The organism is Aeribacillus sp. FSL M8-0254 (assembly GCF_038008845.1).
GTDB classification, from domain to species: domain Bacteria; phylum Bacillota; class Bacilli; order Bacillales; family Aeribacillaceae; genus Aeribacillus; species Aeribacillus composti.
Window position 1 is genome coordinate 797,576 of sequence record NZ_JBBOZY010000001.1, and the last position, 16,207, is coordinate 813,782.

13 protein-coding genes, 1 pseudogene and 1 CRISPR repeat array are annotated in these 16,207 nt (G+C 38.3%); of the genes and pseudogenes, 10 read left to right on the forward strand and 4 right to left on the reverse strand.

The annotated features are described in order from the left end of the window. Positions 1–177 precede the first annotated feature (177 nt). Together NSQ44_RS03920 and NSQ44_RS03925 are read right to left on the reverse strand one after the other, a co-directional pair. Positions 178–1,305 (reverse strand): glycerate kinase, encoded by a 1,128-nt coding sequence (locus tag NSQ44_RS03920; RefSeq protein WP_094245217.1) that lies wholly within the window; start codon positions 1,303–1,305, stop codon positions 178–180. Between the two features lies 1 nt (position 1,306). After that, positions 1,307–2,137, reverse strand: coding sequence for a MurR/RpiR family transcriptional regulator (locus NSQ44_RS03925; protein ID WP_340855125.1), 831 nt, complete (start codon positions 2,135–2,137; stop codon positions 1,307–1,309). Between the two features lie 157 nt (positions 2,138–2,294). Between NSQ44_RS03925 and NSQ44_RS03930 the strand changes: the two genes are divergently transcribed. Beyond that, entirely contained in the window at positions 2,295–3,470 is a 1,176-nt protein-coding gene (locus NSQ44_RS03930) for a family 4 glycosyl hydrolase (protein WP_340855127.1), read from the forward strand. A 141-nt stretch (positions 3,471–3,611) separates the two neighbouring features. Beyond that, positions 3,612–3,976, forward strand: a pseudogene (locus NSQ44_RS03935) (transposase); the annotation flags it as partial. 281 nt (positions 3,977–4,257) lie between these two features. On the opposite strand, the gene NSQ44_RS03940 reads toward NSQ44_RS03935, so the two are convergent. Continuing rightward, positions 4,258–5,397 (reverse strand): IS110 family transposase, encoded by a 1,140-nt coding sequence (locus NSQ44_RS03940; RefSeq protein ID WP_340855131.1) that lies wholly within the window; start codon positions 5,395–5,397, stop codon positions 4,258–4,260. Positions 5,398–5,930: 533 nt separating this feature from the next. Between NSQ44_RS03940 and NSQ44_RS03945 the strand changes: the two genes are divergently transcribed. From NSQ44_RS03945 to NSQ44_RS03980, 8 genes are all read left to right on the forward strand, one after another. Then, positions 5,931–6,809 (forward strand): IS982 family transposase, encoded by an 879-nt coding sequence (locus NSQ44_RS03945; protein WP_044899180.1) that lies wholly within the window; start codon positions 5,931–5,933, stop codon positions 6,807–6,809. Between the two features lie 166 nt (positions 6,810–6,975). Beyond that, complete coding sequence (locus NSQ44_RS03950) at positions 6,976–8,088, forward strand: ABC transporter substrate-binding protein (RefSeq protein ID WP_340855134.1); 1,113 nt, start codon at positions 6,976–6,978, stop codon at positions 8,086–8,088. Then, positions 8,078–8,914 (forward strand): alkaline phosphatase family protein, encoded by an 837-nt coding sequence (locus NSQ44_RS03955; protein WP_340855137.1) that lies wholly within the window; start codon positions 8,078–8,080, stop codon positions 8,912–8,914. Before NSQ44_RS03950 ends, NSQ44_RS03955 begins: the two co-directional genes overlap by 11 nt. 97 nt (positions 8,915–9,011) lie before the next feature. Beyond that, on the forward strand, positions 9,012–9,866 hold the full coding sequence (locus NSQ44_RS03960; RefSeq protein WP_340855140.1) for an ABC transporter permease: 855 nt from the start codon (positions 9,012–9,014) through the stop codon (positions 9,864–9,866). Then, positions 9,863–10,729: an ABC transporter permease gene (locus NSQ44_RS03965; protein WP_063386972.1), complete on the forward strand. Its 867-nt coding sequence runs from the start codon at positions 9,863–9,865 to the stop codon at positions 10,727–10,729. The genes NSQ44_RS03960 and NSQ44_RS03965 overlap by 4 nt, the downstream gene beginning before the upstream one ends. Further along, entirely contained in the window at positions 10,726–11,745 is a 1,020-nt protein-coding gene (locus NSQ44_RS03970) for an ABC transporter ATP-binding protein (RefSeq protein WP_339194449.1), read from the forward strand. The genes NSQ44_RS03965 and NSQ44_RS03970 overlap by 4 nt, the downstream gene beginning before the upstream one ends. A gap of 18 nt (positions 11,746–11,763) precedes the next feature. Beyond that, positions 11,764–12,549 (forward strand): DeoR/GlpR family DNA-binding transcription regulator, encoded by a 786-nt coding sequence (locus NSQ44_RS03975; RefSeq protein ID WP_340855144.1) that lies wholly within the window; start codon positions 11,764–11,766, stop codon positions 12,547–12,549. Positions 12,550–12,570: 21 nt separating this feature from the next. After that, the gene (locus NSQ44_RS03980) at positions 12,571–13,572 is read left to right on the forward strand and encodes a histidinol phosphate phosphatase domain-containing protein (RefSeq protein WP_339198957.1); all 1,002 of its coding nucleotides are present in this window, start codon (positions 12,571–12,573) and stop codon (positions 13,570–13,572) included. 610 nt (positions 13,573–14,182) lie between these two features. Here the strand turns inward: NSQ44_RS03980 and NSQ44_RS03985 are convergent. Next, the gene (locus NSQ44_RS03985) at positions 14,183–15,409 is read right to left on the reverse strand and encodes an IS110 family transposase (protein WP_044897903.1); all 1,227 of its coding nucleotides are present in this window, start codon (positions 15,407–15,409) and stop codon (positions 14,183–14,185) included. A 299-nt stretch (positions 15,410–15,708) separates the two neighbouring features. Continuing rightward, positions 15,709–16,008: direct repeats of the CRISPR family, unit length 30 nt; unit sequence GTTTTTATCTTAACTATGAGGAATTGAAAC. Positions 16,009–16,207: the final 199 nt, after the last annotated feature.

The window sequence follows — 16,207 nt, forward strand, 5'->3', positions numbered from 1 at the left end:
TTAGATGTTGAACAAGATCTTAGATGCCTCTCTAATGTGGAATTTTGGAGATTTGCCGGTCAATCTTCTAGATAAAATTGAGATGGAATAAGGGGTAAGTTATTTTTGCAGTATTCAACATAAACATCTGAAAAAAATTTCCCCATCTGGATTATAAAAGCGAAAACCTGGATCCGATTATATCTTCAAAGAGTGAATAAGATGCATCACTTGCTTCGTCTGGTTGTACAATAGCTGTTTTGCCTGATCCATACATTCCTCAATCGTCAATGGTTTAGTAATAATCGAAAAGCATCCGTGAAATTTGCTGCGGAGCACATCCAAATTGCCTGCAAGCGAGCCGGATATTAATATCGTTGGAACTCCGTATATTTGAGCGAGATCAGCGATATAGCCGGGCGCTTTTCCGTATAATGTTTGTTCATCGCTTTGTCCTTCTCCTGTAATGACAAGATCCGCCTGCTCTATTGCTTCCTTCAAGTTCGAAGCTTCTGCTACAAGCTCAGCACCGGATATAAGCTTTGCGCCTAGTACAAGGAATGCAAATCCCAAGCCTCCTGCTGCCCCTGCACCTTTCACGTTATTGAAGACTTTTCCTTGCTGCTTCTCAATAAGAGCAGCAAATCGGGCCAATGCTTCGTCGTAAATCGGTATTTGTTTGCTGCTGGCACCTTTTTGCGGTCCGTAAACTGCGCTGGCACCTTTTTCACCACATAGCGGATTGTCCACATCACAAGCAACCTTTATTGTAATATGTTCCAATCTCGGATCCAAACGGTCGAAACTTACTTGATTGACCTCCAATAAATCTTTTCCGAAAATCCCCGCTTCTTTTCCTTCTTTATCCCAAGCTTTCATGCCAAGCGCCTGTAAAAAGCCAAGGCCCCCATCATTTGTAGCACTGCCGCCAAGCCCGATAATAAACGATTTACAGCCTTTATCCAATGCATCTTTCATCACTTCGCCAAGTCCGAAAGTAGTGGTCACATCCGGGTTTCGTTGTGAAGGAGGCACTTGGACAAGCCCAGCGATATTGGCAACTTCAATAGCAGCTGTATTGTTTTCGAGGATGGCATAATATGTTTTTATTTTTTTGCCCAAGGGGCCTGTACAGGTTACCTCAATGCGATCCCCGGCTGAAGAGGCTAACAATGCATCGACTGTTCCTTCTCCGCCGTCAGCCATTGGTTTTGTTCTTACTGTATCACCATAATGAAGGTCAAGTATTGCTTGTTTCATAATATTTGCTGCTTGAGAAGAGGTCAGACTCCCTTTAAAAGAATCAGGTGCTACGACAATATTCATTTTAGCTGCCTCCTTTGTTTGTCTGATATCCTTCCGAATTTTTAAAAACGATAGAGTAAACGAGATAAATGGAATTAATTACACTCAGCATATTGATTTCTTCCAAAATAGGTGATTTAAAGGATTCTAGTTTGCAGCTGCTCACTTTGATGATTTGTTTCGCATTCTGTGCTAAATAGCCTTTTTCATTGCCTGTAATCGCAACGATAGGAATGCCTCTCTTCTTTAATACCTTTACTAGCTGAACGATAAATCTTGTTTCTCCGGAAAAAGAAATGACAACGGCTAAATCTCTGGGCGTAAGTGATTCTGCTTCGGAAATTTGATTTTCATGGTTGCTGTACGCAGTAGCATATTTGCCCAGACGAATAAATTTGAATTGTGCATTTCTTGCAATGAGATGCGAAAATGTTACCCCAAAAAAAGCAACTTTTTTTGAGTGATTAATTTCGTGAACAACTTGAATGATTTCCTTTGAGCGGAGAAATTGCTCTGTTTGCTTCAGAGAAGCATGTAATTCATCATAATATTCGTTTATTTGTTTTATATTAAATTTCGTTTTTAGGTTTTGATAGTCTACTTCGGTATCATTAAATTCAATAAATGATCTGGCATATTCTTTAAGCTCTTTAAACGTAATATTTTCAAAGCGCTGACAAAATCGGGTGATCGTTGCAGGTGATGTATGGCACGCTTCAGCTAATTCATAAATGGACATTTTCGGGATTTTTTCCACATTCCTCAAAATATATTCGGCAATAATGATTTCTGATTTTGTTTGGTCTGTTGAAGATTCAATGAAGTTTAATAATTTAGCCATAAAGTTGTACATCGAATCACTCCGGATTTCATATTTATTGTACGTTCTATTATAAATGACCATGAAAAAAGTTTCATAAAATGAAATTTTTTCTGTCTTTGTTTTTTCGTTCGTTAAGATATCGGTAGAAGCAGTTACATGAAAAATTACTACCAGGAGCTGAAACACAATGAAAAAATTCAATGTACTTATTGTTGGCGGGGGTAGTACTTGGACGCCAGGGCTTTTAAAAGCAATTTGCTCGCGTCAAGATACTTTCCCGATCAACCGATTGGTCATGTATGATATCAATTACGAACGCCAAAAAATAATTGGCGAATTTGCGAAAGTGCTCTTTAAAGAAGAGTACCCTGACATTCATTTTAGCTATACAACAGATAAAGAGGAAGCATTCACGGAAGATATCGATTTTGTTTTTGTGCAAATGCGTACTGGCGGCTATGAAATGCGTGAAAAAGACGAAAAGATCCCGTTGAAACTAGGGGTTATCGGTCAGGAAACATGCGGGCCGGGCGGTTTTGCTTACGGTATGAGATCGATCCGCGATATGATTCAATTGGTCAAGGATGTCAGAAGCAAAACGAAAGACGCATGGATTTTAAACTACACAAATCCTGCTGCTATTGTTGCGATTGCGTTACAGCAAATGTTTCCTGATGATAAAAGAATCCTCAATATTTGCGACCAGCCTGAAAACTTGCTTCGTTCGTACGGCCGTTTATTAAATATGAATGAACGTGATTTTGATCCTGTATACTTCGGATTAAATCACTTTGGCTGGTTTACTCATTTATATGATCCGCAAGGCAATGACAAATTGCCTGAGATAAGGGAAATGATTTTGAAAAACGGCTTCCGCCCGGCTGACTACGAGCAAAGGGATAAATCATGGCTCGAAACGTATGCCATGGTACAGCAAATGGTGCGAGATTTTCCGGACTATTTGCCGAATACGTATTTACAGTATTATCTATATCCAGATAAAGTGCTGAAAAAATTGAATCCGGATTTTACGCGTGCAAATGAAGTACAAGCCGGAAGAGAGAAACGCGTATTTGAAGATTGTGTGCGCGTTGCTGAAACAGGAACTGCAAAAGATTCCAACGTAGTAGCAAATGATGCGCATGGCGAGTTTATCTTAATTGTTGCAGAATCCATTGCATACAACAAAGGCGACAATTTTATTGTCATTTTGAAAAATGATGGAATCATCAGCAATTTGCCGGATGATGCGATGGTTGAAGTGGCTGCAAGTATAACCTCAAACGGGCCTAGACCATACGCAGTTGGAGAAATTCCAACATTCTATGAGGAATTGAAACCATGTTGTCTAACGCAAATATAAAAGACGCAAATATGTTTTTATCTTAACTATGAGGAATTGAAACTATAATCCCCATAATGGTCATAATCTTCATCGTATGGAGGTTTTTATCTTAACTACGAGGAATTGAAACTTTCATTCCTAAAACATCTGTTGATTGATCTAGATCATCGGACGACTGATAGGAAGTTTAATATGATTACAGATGCCTTTGTCATACCAGGTCATGTACATGATTCGGTTCCTTATTTAGCTCGAACAATGTACGAGATCCAAAAACAAACAAAAAGTGCTCACACGTAATGTTTGGGAAGAACACAAAGAACAAATCAGGCTAGATCGGCTTTCGCCAGAAGGATAAATTAAGAAAAGAAAAAGTAGAATGAAGCTTCGCGGATTCAAAAGAACTGCACGGGCTTCGCTATTACCGGTTACGGGGATTAGAGAATGCACGTGAGCAAGTGCTACTTACGGCTGCCTGTCAGAACATAAAAAAGATCTCCACACACCTAGCAAAGGTAGGCTAGGTGTGTGAGGGGCTATTTTCAACAATTAATTAAGTAAAAACTATGGAAATTCACAATAACTAAAAAAGCTTGTAGAGAAAAAAATACCCCTTTCTCTATAAGCTGTGCTTCTCAAATAAATTTGAGAAGCTTTTTTCTGTGAAAATAATTTAATTCCACTTAGCCCATGAATAGCTTCAATCTATTGAGGGTAATATATAAATAACCTAAAAAAGACAATAAGAAAGCAGAGCTACCTAATGGAAGGTAACTTTGTTTAAACTTATTCTTCTTTGGTTATACTAATTAATTAAAGGTTCTTTATAAGGCTCCTTATTAATTAGCATAGAGTAAATGATTCGAAGCATTCGATGCGATATGGCAACGAGTGCTTTTTTCTTTCCTCTTCTTGCAGCAATCGACCAATATTTAGCAGCTAACCAACGATTCCTACTTTTAGAGATTGCCCATGCTACTTCGCACAGTACAGTTTTGATATGAGGATTCCCTTTAGTCGTTTTAGTTGACTTTCGTTTTCCTGCACTTTCATGATTTCCTGGAGCAACTCCGGCCCAAGACGCTAAGTGTTGAGAGGTAGGAAATTGTTCCATGTTCACCCCAATCTCTGCAATAATAATTGCTGCGGAATCCTTTTTAATACCCGGAATCGTTAGTAATAACTCCACTTCTTCTTTATAATTCTTCAGAATTTCATCTATTCTTTCCTCGATTTGGCTGATTAATGATTCTAAATAAACGATGTGTTGCCAAGATTGTTTGATTAGAAAGATTTGATGATCGTTTAAAGTACCGAATAAAGAGTCTGTAATCATTTGTTTTTTGTGCTTCATTCTTCCGTGAATACTATTTTCTACATCAATGGAATCAACATATCCATTTTGAATTAATTTGGATAGAAGTTTTCTTCCAGAAACACCAAACACATCTGAAATAACTGAATTTAGTTTAACATTTGAGCATTCTAATACTTTCAGAATCCTATTTTTTTCTGAAGTCAAATGGCCGATCCATTTTTTACGAAGCCGAGTTAAATCACGAAGGTTTCGTATATCTTCTGGTGGAACAAAACTTTTTTCAATCAGTCCATAACGCAATAACTTCGCAATCCACTCTGCATCCGAAACATCTGTTTTTCTTCCAGGGACATTCTTGATTCTTTGAGCATTCGCTAATGTAATATCAAAGTAATCCTCCAAAATGTTATAAACAGGTTTCCAATAAACTCCAGTACTCTCCATCGCAATGTGCGTAATGCCATGGTTTTCCAACCACTTTAGTAAACGAAAGAGATCCTTTGTTAAAGTGGGGAAAGTTTCTGTTTCAATGAATAATTCATCGTCCTGTTCGCCAATCATGACACAAGCAACAATTGTTTCAGCATGTACATCTAATCCTGCACAACGTGTCATCAGTACATCCAATATAATCCCTCCCATAAAGTAGATTCACAAACAGCGAGTGAATTTGAAATATAAGCATTTTTCTGTACGTAGTCATCATTCTAAAGGAATGAGCTAACAATGGGTTGTTCACCAAATCCACTCAAACAGTTTTTTATTCAGGGTATCATCCACCATAAAAGCCTACGTATTGTTAACTGTTTGTGTTATCTACATTATGGGAAAGAAATATCCATTTTCATGCCAGGGTTGTGAATGAAAATTCATGATTGTTTTTTATGCTTAGAAATTTTTTTCATGAAATTGTACTGCAATGGAAGTTTAAAAGAGATTTATGAAATTGATTTTTCTTGTATAGATAAAATTTTTATTTTCGAAAGTTGGAAAAACTTTCATCAAGATTCTTAGTTCAACTCTCGTTTGGTAGTAATATGAATTAAAAAATTTCTTCTTACCCGTGGTGCTAGATAAAATCGAGTAAGCATAAAATAGCCCTTGCCTGCGGATCTCCTGTAGAATGAAAGTGCGACCAAACATTCGAAAGGAGAATCCCCATGCAAGAGCACTTTCATTTTACAACAGACAAAGCGAAAATTCAAAAACAATATGCAGCCATTTTCTTTTTTGTTTCTGCCCAGCTGTCACACATTCAATGCTATCTTCAACGCCGCAATCGTCATTTGGCGAAACAAGAAGACGCAGTGATCATTGCCATTCATCTGTTAGGAAAGTTGCTTGGCTTCTCTTCCGAACGTGCATGGCATCGCTTTGTTACTGGGAACTTGTTCACGGATGGACGTTTTCTCGAACGTTCTCGATACAATCGCCGTTGCCGAGCGCTGCGCTTTGCGATCAAATGGATTCGTCATGAACTGGCGAAACGTGGGCAACACCATGCCTATGCGGTCGTAGATAGCATGCCAATCGAGTTGTGCCATGCCGCAAGAATGTACCGTGTCAAACGATTTCAAGGCATCGCTGACATTGGATTTTGTGCATCGAAAAAGCAGTGGTACTATGGGTTTAAGTTTCATCTTCAAGTGACAGACCAAGGGCTACCTATGGGATACGTGGTAACCGAGGCGTCCTGTCACGATCGAACTGCAGCTGAAACCGTCATGACTCAAATTCCTCACCCCTATAACTTGGGTGACAAAGGATTCATCAGTAGTGAATTGCAAAAAAAGTTGTATGAGGCGTACCAAATCGCTTTTTGGACTCCATCTCGCAAAAACCAGAAACACCGCCCATCGGAGTCATGGGAGACATGGCTCAAACAAAAACGGAAAGTAATCGAAACGGTGTTCTCCGTCCTTATTGACCAGTATCGTATGACAGACATTCGTGCGAATACGATTTCAGGATTTGAAGTGGCACTAGATGGCATCTTGTTGGTGTATTCGCTTGTAACACTCGGGCTAGTTGAGCGCTAGCGCTCAACTAGCACCACGGGTTTCTTCTTGTTTCATTTAGAAACTTGTATAAGTTAACAAAATATTAATGTTGAATTTATATGTGATTTACATTCTATTTTTATACTGAAATCATAAACAATCAACAAAAAACAAAAACAATTCACATTAAAAGGAGAAGTGAATGATGGGGAAAAATCATTTTGGGAAAGCCGGCAAGTCATTACAAGTCTGTATTTTAGGGTTAAGTTTATTAGGTTTGACAGCTTGTGGAGGCGGCGGAAGTGAATCTTCTTCCAAAGAAATCGATACTGAATCACTTACTCTTGATGAAATTGTTGAAAAAGCTAAACAGGAAGGTGAAGTGAATAGTGTCGGAATGCCGGATACTTGGGCAAACTGGAAAGAAACATGGCAAGAACTTTCAGAGGAGTATGGGTTAAAGCATACAGATACAGATATGTCCAGTGCTGAAGAAATAGCTAAATTTGAAGCAGAAAAAGATAATGCGACAGCAGATATTGGTGATGTTGGCATCTCATTTGGGCCTGTAGCAGAGGAGAAAGAATTAACACTTCCTTATAAAACTTCCTATTGGGATGAAATACCTGATTGGGCGAAGGATGACAATGGTGATTGGGTTGTTGGTTATCAAGGTACCATTGCTTTTTTAACAAATAAAGAGCTTGTAAAAAATCCTCCAAAATCTTGGAATGATCTATTAGAAGGTGATTACAAAGTAACAGTCGGTGATGTTCAGAGGGCCACACAAGCGCAAATGTCCATTTTGGCAGCGGCAATGGCACTTGGTGGTAATGAATCGAACATTCAACCTGGTATTGATTTCTTCGCGAAACTTGCAAAACAAGGTCGTCTTAGTTTAACGGACCCTTCCCCGGCCATGATTGAAAAAGGGGAAGTGGAAGTAGCGATTCTTTGGGACTTTAATGCTCTTAATTATGCTGATCAAATTAACCGTGAACAATTTGAAATTACCATTCCAGAAGAAGGTTCTGTTGTCAGTGGATATGCAACGATTATTAATAAATATGCAAAGCACCCTCATGCCGCAATGCTGACAAGAGAGTATATATTAAGTGATGAAGGTCAAATTAATTTAGCAAAAGGATATGCTCGACCAATTCGTAAAGTCGAACTGCCTTCAGAAGTAGCTGAAAAAATGATACCAGAAGAACAGTACAAAAATGCAAAACCAGTTGAAGACCATAAAGTGTGGGAAGAAACAGCAAAAAAATTGCCGCAAATATGGCAAGAAGAGGTGCAAGTACATGTCAAATAAAGTAATCGTCGTCGTTGTAGATGGAATGCGGTATGACAAAGCATATGATGCACTCGGATATTTACAGCACCTCGTTGAAATAAAACAAGCAGCATTATATAAAATGAAATCGGAACTGCCAAGTTTATCTCGGCCATTATATGAAGTTTTATTGACTGGGACACCTGCTTCTACAAACGGTATAACAACTAACCAGACAGTTCGCTTATCGAAGCAAAAAAGTCTGTTTCACTTAACAAAAGAACAAGGTCTTCGTAATGCCGCAGCGGCTTACTATTGGGTAAGCGAGCTTTATAATCGAGCACCGTTTGATTTTGTGGAAGATCGTTTCCAAATGGATGAAACAAAACCTATTCAATATGGAATTTTTTATTGGGAAGATGAATATCCTGATTCTCATTTAATGGCTGATGCAGAATACTTAAGAAGAAAATATATGCCCGATTTTTTATACATTCATCCTATGGGTGTTGATTTAAAAGGTGAACAATTTGGAGCGGAATCTAAAGAATATCGGGAACAAATTTTAAAAGTAGGCAGTTTGCTAGCTCAAACTGTACCGATTTGGCGACAGGAAGGGTATCAAATTTTAATTACATCTGATCATGGAATGAGTGAAACAGGAAATCATGGTGGCACAACATCCTGTGAGAGGGATGTACCGCTATTTGTCATAAGCGAGAAAATAGAAGCTGGTGTGTATGATGAAGTGATTCCACAACTAGCTTTTGCACCGATTGTTTGTCAATTGCTGGGGATTGAACCTTCAGAAGAAATGATTTCATATCAAATGCCAGGACTAAAAAATAAAAAAGTTTTCAATTAATCCGACAGCTTTTGCATTTAGTTCATCAAATAAAATCGATCTAGCTTTACTGCTAGATCGAATTTAAAGGCGGAACAAATTAAAGGAGCGAAAATCCTTGAGAAAATTTAAAAAACAAAAATTATTTTTGTTGGTTTTGCTTTTTCCATTTGTTTTGCTTGTCATCAGTTTTGAGTTTTGGCCATTATTTGCTATGATTCATAACAGTTTTTTGGCGGATGATGGTAAAACACCTTCAATGATTCAATATTTTACAGTGTTTCATAGCTCTTATTATTTACAAGCCGTTCAAAACAGTGTTTTGATTTCGTTATTTTCATCAGTTGTCTCCATTATCATTGCAATTATAACGGCCTATTCCATTACCCGTTTTTCGAAAAAAATTCAAGATCGCATGCTGATGATTACAAATATGACATCAAATTTCGAAGGTATTCCGCTTGCTTTTTCCTACATTATTTTACTAGGGACTAACGGGTTATTTACACTTCTTTTTGCTGAACTTGGTTTAGATTTATTTGCCGATTTTAACTTATACTCATGGTCAGGTCTCATACTTGTCTATATTTATTTCCAAATTCCATTAGCAATTATGTTATTATATCCCGCTTATAAAGGGATACAAAAACAATGGATGGAGGCAGCATCTTTGTTAGGCGCAACAAATGTCCGCTTTTGGCTCCATATCGGCATTCCTTATTTGCTGCCTAGTATTGTTGGGACATTAAGCATTTTGTTTGCCAATGCTATGGGAGCCTATGCAACAGCTTATGCTCTTGTGGGAAACAATTATAATTTACTGTCGCTGCAAATTGCATCACTTGTTGCAAGTGATGTTGCATTAAAGCCGCAGTTAGGCAGCGCGCTTGGTGTTCTTTTAGCGGTAACAATGCTTGCTGCAATGTGGATTAATAACCGCATGATGCGGCGGATAAGGAGAGATTTATCTTGAAATTCAATAAAATTTTCCATAAAACTGTTCTTGTTGTTTTAGTTATTTATTTGCTCCTGCCGCTTGCAGCTACTTTGATATTTTCAATTGCAGGCAAGTGGGATCATACGTTATTACCGGAGAGTATTACTTTTAAGTGGTATGGAGAATTATTTAGTGATGAACGTTTTTATCAGGCTTTGCTTCGATCCCTATTTCTCATACTAGTCACAGTGGCGATAAGCAACATCATAATGCTCCCGACAATATTTATTGTTGCGGTTTATTTTAGAAGATTTGAAAGAATTCTTCAAGCTGTAGCGATGCTTCCGTACGGAATTCCGCCTATTGTAGGAGCAGTAGGATTGATTAAAGTATATTCCAGCGGTCCATTGCAAATCTCTGGTACACCATGGCTTTTAGTCGGTGCTTATTTCGTGATTACAATGCCGTACATGTATCAAGGTATTCGGAACAGCTTACAAACAATTAATGCTCAAGAATTAGTCAGTGCAGCTGAATTGTTGGGGGCGACCAAGTTTCAAGCATTTCAAAAAATTGTAGTGCCAAACATCTTGTCAGGAATTTTCGTTTCGACCTTGCTTTCCATTGCATTATTGTTTGGTGAATTTGTATTAGCGAACTTGCTTGTTGGCGGACGGTTTGAAACGATCCAAATTTATCTTTATCAAAAGTTAAATAAAAGCGGGCATACAGCAAGTGCAATTGTTATTACATATTATGTCATTATTTTACTATTAACATGGATTATTTTAAAACTTAAAAAACGGCCGATGCAATTTCAGTCAGTATTTGGAAAACGGAAGCAGCTGATTTTAGTTGGTGAAAAAACAAAAGGATTTTTAAAGGGTGAACATAAATGAGCTACTTAATAATTGATCAGGTGACGAAGCGTTATCAGCAGCAAACGGTTTTAAATAAAATTTCTTTATCGCTTAGACAAGGAGAGTTCGCTACTTTACTCGGACAAAGTGGTTGTGGTAAAAGCACTTTATTAAGATCTATAGCAGGATTGGTCGATATTGATGAAGGAGCTATTCATGTAGATGGAAAAAATATTACAAATATGGAACCGCGTAATCGGGAAATTGGGATGGTCTTTCAATCATATGCCCTTTTTCCTAACATGACCGTTTTTGACAATATTGCATTCGGTTTAAAGATGAAAAAGAAGAAAAACATTAAAAATCGTGTGCAACGTATGATTGAGATGATGGATTTAATCGGTAAGGAAGATTCCTACCCTCATCAGCTTTCTGGAGGACAGCAGCAGCGAGTTGCACTTGCACGAAGTCTTATTTTAGAGCCGAAAGTATTGCTTTTAGATGAACCATTAAGTGCATTAGATGCGAAAATTCGAAGAAATTTGCAGCTAGAATTAAAAAAAATTCAAAGGGAGTTTCAGATTACCACTATATTTGTGACACATGATCAGGAAGAAGCGATGACAATGTCCGATACAATTTATATTATGAACGAAGGAAGCATTGTTCAATCTGGCATTCCAAGTGAAATTTATACCTCACCAGTTAATTCATTTGTGGCTAAATTTATTGGAAATTATAATGTTTTGCAAATGGATCAATTTCAGAAGATGATTCAAACAGAAGAGCTTGCTACTGAAGGACAAGAAGTGGCTATTCGGCCAGAAGTTATCGATTTAGTTGAGATAACAGCAGATGTGTCAAATATTGAAGAAAAATGGATTGTTCAAGGGACAGTTCAGGATGTTTCGATGATAGGCAATGTAATTAGGTACGAAATGAACGTCAATGGAGTTTTAGTGAAAGTAGATTATCTCCATTCTCGTGAACATTTCTTTAAACAAGGAGAAAATCTTCATCTAATCATTCCAAAATCGGAATGCATTGTGTTTTAAAGGAGGAAGTTTTAGTTAATGTCCATACTTCCAGAGGAAAGAAAAAATGCCATACTTCAAGAATTAGATCGAACCGGAAAAGTAAAGGTCATTGATTTTGCCGAGCAATTTCAAGTTTCTCAAGAAACAATCCGCCGGGATTTAATGATTTTAGAAGAAAAAGGACTATTAAAGCGAGTATATGGCGGGGCAGTAAAAAAATCTTATCAAGGAACAGAGCCTCCATTTGTACAGAGAAAAATAGTGAACCAAGAAGCGAAAATAAAAATTGGAAAAGCAGCGGCCATGCTTATTTCAGATGGCGACACAATTGTGATCGATGTTGGAACAACCGCATTAGAATTGGCAAGATCTATTGAAAATAAAAAAGAAATAACAATCTTAACAAATTCTTTGCCAGTTTCCTCAGTTTTAACTGATCTATTAAACCAAAAAATGTTTTCTGGAGAAGTATTGTTATTAGGCGGCCAACTAAATCCAAAGCAGCAGTCAGTAGGCGGAAGATTAACTGAAAAAATGTTAAGTCAATTTCATATTGATAAGGCCTTCATTTCAGCAGGAGGAGTTTCTATAGATGGCGGCGTAAGTGACTATGATTTGACAGAAACGTCTGTCTCTCAAGAAATGATACATGTGTCAAAAGAAATTATTTTACTTGTTGATCATTCAAAAGTTGGTGTCGATGCTTTTTGTAAAATTTGTCCTCTTGAAAAAGTAGATGTGATTGTTTGTGATCAACCTATCCCAAAAGGGTGGAAAAATCATAAAAAAACAAATGGTATTAACTGGATTACTGCAGACTAATAAATCTGAAAGGATTTTATGATGAAAGTAGACTACCACGTTCATTTAGAAGAAGGACCATATTCATTAAATTGGTGGAATCGAACTGTTCGAGCGATTGAACAGTTTTGGAAAATCCCATATGATCCTCATTCTAAAGAATGGCTTATGGGAACAGCGAGAATTATGAATTATCGAATGGAACAAGGGGCATTTTCTTCATTTTGGCTAGATTTTTATTTAAAACAAGCAAAAAAAATCGGGTTAAAGGAAGTGGGAATAGTTGATCATCTATATCGATTTAAAGAAATGAAATCCTTTTATAAGAAATATATTTATTTAGAAAATGATCGACTTGGCACATTGCAAAATAATTGGTTGGATATAGTTTCATGTGTCTCAATCGAGCAGTTTGCCAAGTTGATAGAAAATGAAAAGCGAAAATGGGAAGCAGAGGGCGTTCGATTAAAGTTTGGGATTGAAGCAGATTTCTTTCCTGGGTGTGAAGAGGACCTTGTAGAGATATTATCTCAATATCAGTGGGATTATGTAATAGGTTCTGTTCATTTTTATAAAGGATGGGGATTTGATAACCCAGATACTAAAGAGTATTTTCACCATTTTGATTTAAATGTTCTTTATGAGGAACATTTTAAAGTTATTGAACAAGCCATTTCTTCAAAACTGTTTGATATTGTAGGGCACCTTGATAATTTAAAAGTATATGGATTTCGGCCAAATGAAGAAGATCTGAAAGGCTATTACCGCCGTATTGCACAAAGCTTAAAAGAAAATGATACGGCAACTGAAATCAATACAGGACTTGCTTACCGCTATCCGATTAATGAGATGTGTCCAAGTCCTGAATTTTTAAAAATTTTATCTCAATATGAAGTACCTATAACTATGTCTTCTGATGCTCATTTTCCAGATGATGTAGGCAATTTATTAGATGAAGCGAGAGAATTGTTAAAATCAATCGGCATTAAGAAAATAGCAACATTTGAGAAAAGGAAAAGAATTGAAATTGATTTAGACAAGTAGTACGGGAAAACTTATGATATTATAAACTGTTTTCAACTATGTACGAAAGAGATGGAAACTTGCAATTATAACGGAACCTCTTAAAAATTGTCGTCGACCTCCAATCGTGCAAAAATCCCGGGGGATCGACGACACTTTATTTTTTTGAATAACGACACAAAAACTGCAGAAAATAAATGAAAAACAAAGAATTGATAAAAATTCCTGTTTACGTTAAAATGAAAATAACAAAATTTCCAGTATTATCAAAACTTTGTCATATCAACAACTTTTGGGTTTTTATCTTAACTATGAGGAATTGAAACTCGCGACTTTCGAGATCATCGAGGATGTATAGGTCAGGTTTTTATCTTAACTATGAGGAATTGAAACAATGTTTCAACTCCTCGACTATCAACAATAGCAAATGTGTTTTTATCTTAACTATGAGGAATTGAAACTAGTCTGTTCCATCCCAGTAATATTGGCCTCGTGAGTTTTTATCTTAACTATCCCGAAAATTTAAGTCCATGAAAAAAGCACAAAAAATCCAGGGGGTGTTAACACCAGCAGATTGGTATTTGCTGGAATAAGTCATGTTTATGCACCTGATGGTTACTGTTTCGGTTAACTACGCTGTTTGATTTGACGGCTCTACCATGACCTTAAACCCTAGTGTTTCCAACTTCCGAATCGCTTGTCTGGCGACTTGATGGCGCTTGCGTTCTTCGTAGTAATGTGGACCAAGTTCGATGTAAGTCTGCTTCTTTTTGAGGAGATGGTAGACAATAGTCAGGATGCTATGAGCGACCGCAACCGCTGCACGATTGGCCCCCCGGCGTGCAGCAATACGGTGGTACTGGCTGGATAGATAGGTGTGTTTGGACCTAGCAGCGGCACGGGCGGCTTCCACCAGGGTGCTACGAAGCTTCTGGTTTCCCTTGCGGGTTTTCCCTGACTTTCGTTTTCCGGCACTTTCGTTATTCCCTGGGGCGACTCCTGCCCATGAACACAAGTGAGCTGCCGAAGGAAACTGTGTCATGTCAGGGCCAATCTCAGCCAAAATATGCTCCGCTGTGCGCCGACCAACGCCGGGGATCGTATCTAACCGCTCCAGGTCATCTTCAAAAGGGCGCATCCGCTCCTTGATTTCAGCATCCAGTTCTTCAATCAAGGCATCTAAGTGATCAATATGCTCAAGCTGGGTTTTAAGCATCAGGCGTTGATGAGGGCCGATGAGGCCCTTCAGGGCCTTTTTCAACTCCTCTTTCTTCCGTTTGAGACGGCGCTGAGCCAGTTCGGATAGCACATCGGGGTCAGTTTCACCATTAATTAAAGCCTCGATCATGGCTCGACCCGATTTGCCCAGCACATTGGTCGCCACCGAGGAGAGTTTGATGTTAGCCCCTTCCAGTACCTTCTGGATGCGGTTGATTTCGCGAGCCCGCTCTTCAATCAGGCTGCGACGATAACGGATGAGTTCCCTCAACTCCCGTTGCTGGCGGTCAGGGATGTAACTACCTTGTAGCAATCCATGGCGTAAGAGTCCAGCGATCCACTCGGCATCCTTTACATCTGTTTTGCGACCAGGCACATTTTTGATATGTTTGGCATTGACCACTAAAATCTTGATGTCTTCCATCTCCAACAGGTTATAAATTGGCTTCCAGTAGGAACCTGTACTTTCCATGGCCACGTGAGTGACGCCATGCGCCTTGATCCAGTCTACAAGCATAAGCAAGTCTTCAGTCATGGTAGAAAACGTGCGGATCTCTTGATGATCCGGAGTAATAATACAAGCGACGACGTTCTTCTTATGAACGTCTAATCCACAAACATGAGTATGGATAATGTCCATGTTCGTTCCCCCATGCCTAACATGTAATAAACACAGGCTGGCGGTGCAACGACCATACACGTCATTCTATCCCGCGTGCTTCCCCAGGGAGCAACAGTCTGTGGTGCACCAGGTCGTCGGGGTCTGTCTAATTAACGGGCTCATGGCACCAAGGTAAGACGACCTCGCTGGCCAGCCTAAGATTAAGTATACATGGACGAACTATTTTCATCATCTGCTGGTGCCGCTTTTGCGGCATGGGGGTCTATTAGGAATTGAAACGAAAATACAGAAGCAAAACAAAAGGATATACTTTAAAAGTTTTTATCTTAACTATGAGGAATTGAAACTCGCGACTTTCGAGATCATCGAGGATGTATAGGTCAGGTTTTTATCTTAACTATGAGGAATTGAAACTAGCGAAGATAACAGACTGTGTGCGCCCTGCTAAGTGACGTTTTTATCTTAACTATGAGGAATTGAAACTAGCAATTCGGACATTTGTCTTTTGAAATTTTCAATTGAGTTTTTATCTTAACTATGAGGAATTGAAACCGCCAAGTTGTTCTCTAGTCATTCTGTTTGACATTGTTTTTATCTTAACTATGAGGAATTGAAACTGTATCAGACCGCAAGAAAAGCTGAAGCAACTCTTCGTTTTTTATCTTATCCATAAGATTTGAAACAATAATCGATATCACACGATAAAAGAGTAAGAAAATCATGGACAAATAGATGGAAAGTTTTTTTGTACAGTAAATAATCCACCTGCAGGAGGGCTTCCTGGTAATCCGTATGGTTGTAGGTACGTTACGATAC

What these genes read in the sequence shown, in the direction of transcription:
- NSQ44_RS03920 (WP_094245217.1), bottom strand. Translation starts at nt 1,305, where the DNA reads ATGAATATTGTCGTAGCACCTGATTCTTTTAAAGGGAGTCTGACCTCT.
- NSQ44_RS03925 (WP_340855125.1), bottom strand. Translation starts at nt 2,137, where the DNA reads ATGTACAACTTTATGGCTAAATTATTAAACTTCATTGAATCTTCAACA.
- NSQ44_RS03930 (WP_340855127.1), top strand. Translation starts at nt 2,295, where the DNA reads ATGAAAAAATTCAATGTACTTATTGTTGGCGGGGGTAGTACTTGGACG.
- NSQ44_RS03945 (WP_044899180.1), top strand. Translation starts at nt 5,931, where the DNA reads ATGCAAGAGCACTTTCATTTTACAACAGACAAAGCGAAAATTCAAAAA.
- NSQ44_RS03950 (WP_340855134.1), top strand. Translation starts at nt 6,976, where the DNA reads ATGGGGAAAAATCATTTTGGGAAAGCCGGCAAGTCATTACAAGTCTGT.
- NSQ44_RS03955 (WP_340855137.1), top strand. Translation starts at nt 8,078, where the DNA reads ATGTCAAATAAAGTAATCGTCGTCGTTGTAGATGGAATGCGGTATGAC.
- NSQ44_RS03970 (WP_339194449.1), top strand. Translation starts at nt 10,726, where the DNA reads ATGAGCTACTTAATAATTGATCAGGTGACGAAGCGTTATCAGCAGCAA.
- NSQ44_RS03975 (WP_340855144.1), top strand. Translation starts at nt 11,764, where the DNA reads ATGTCCATACTTCCAGAGGAAAGAAAAAATGCCATACTTCAAGAATTA.
- NSQ44_RS03980 (WP_339198957.1), top strand. Translation starts at nt 12,571, where the DNA reads ATGAAAGTAGACTACCACGTTCATTTAGAAGAAGGACCATATTCATTA.
- NSQ44_RS03985 (WP_044897903.1), bottom strand. Translation starts at nt 15,409, where the DNA reads ATGGACATTATCCATACTCATGTTTGTGGATTAGACGTTCATAAGAAG.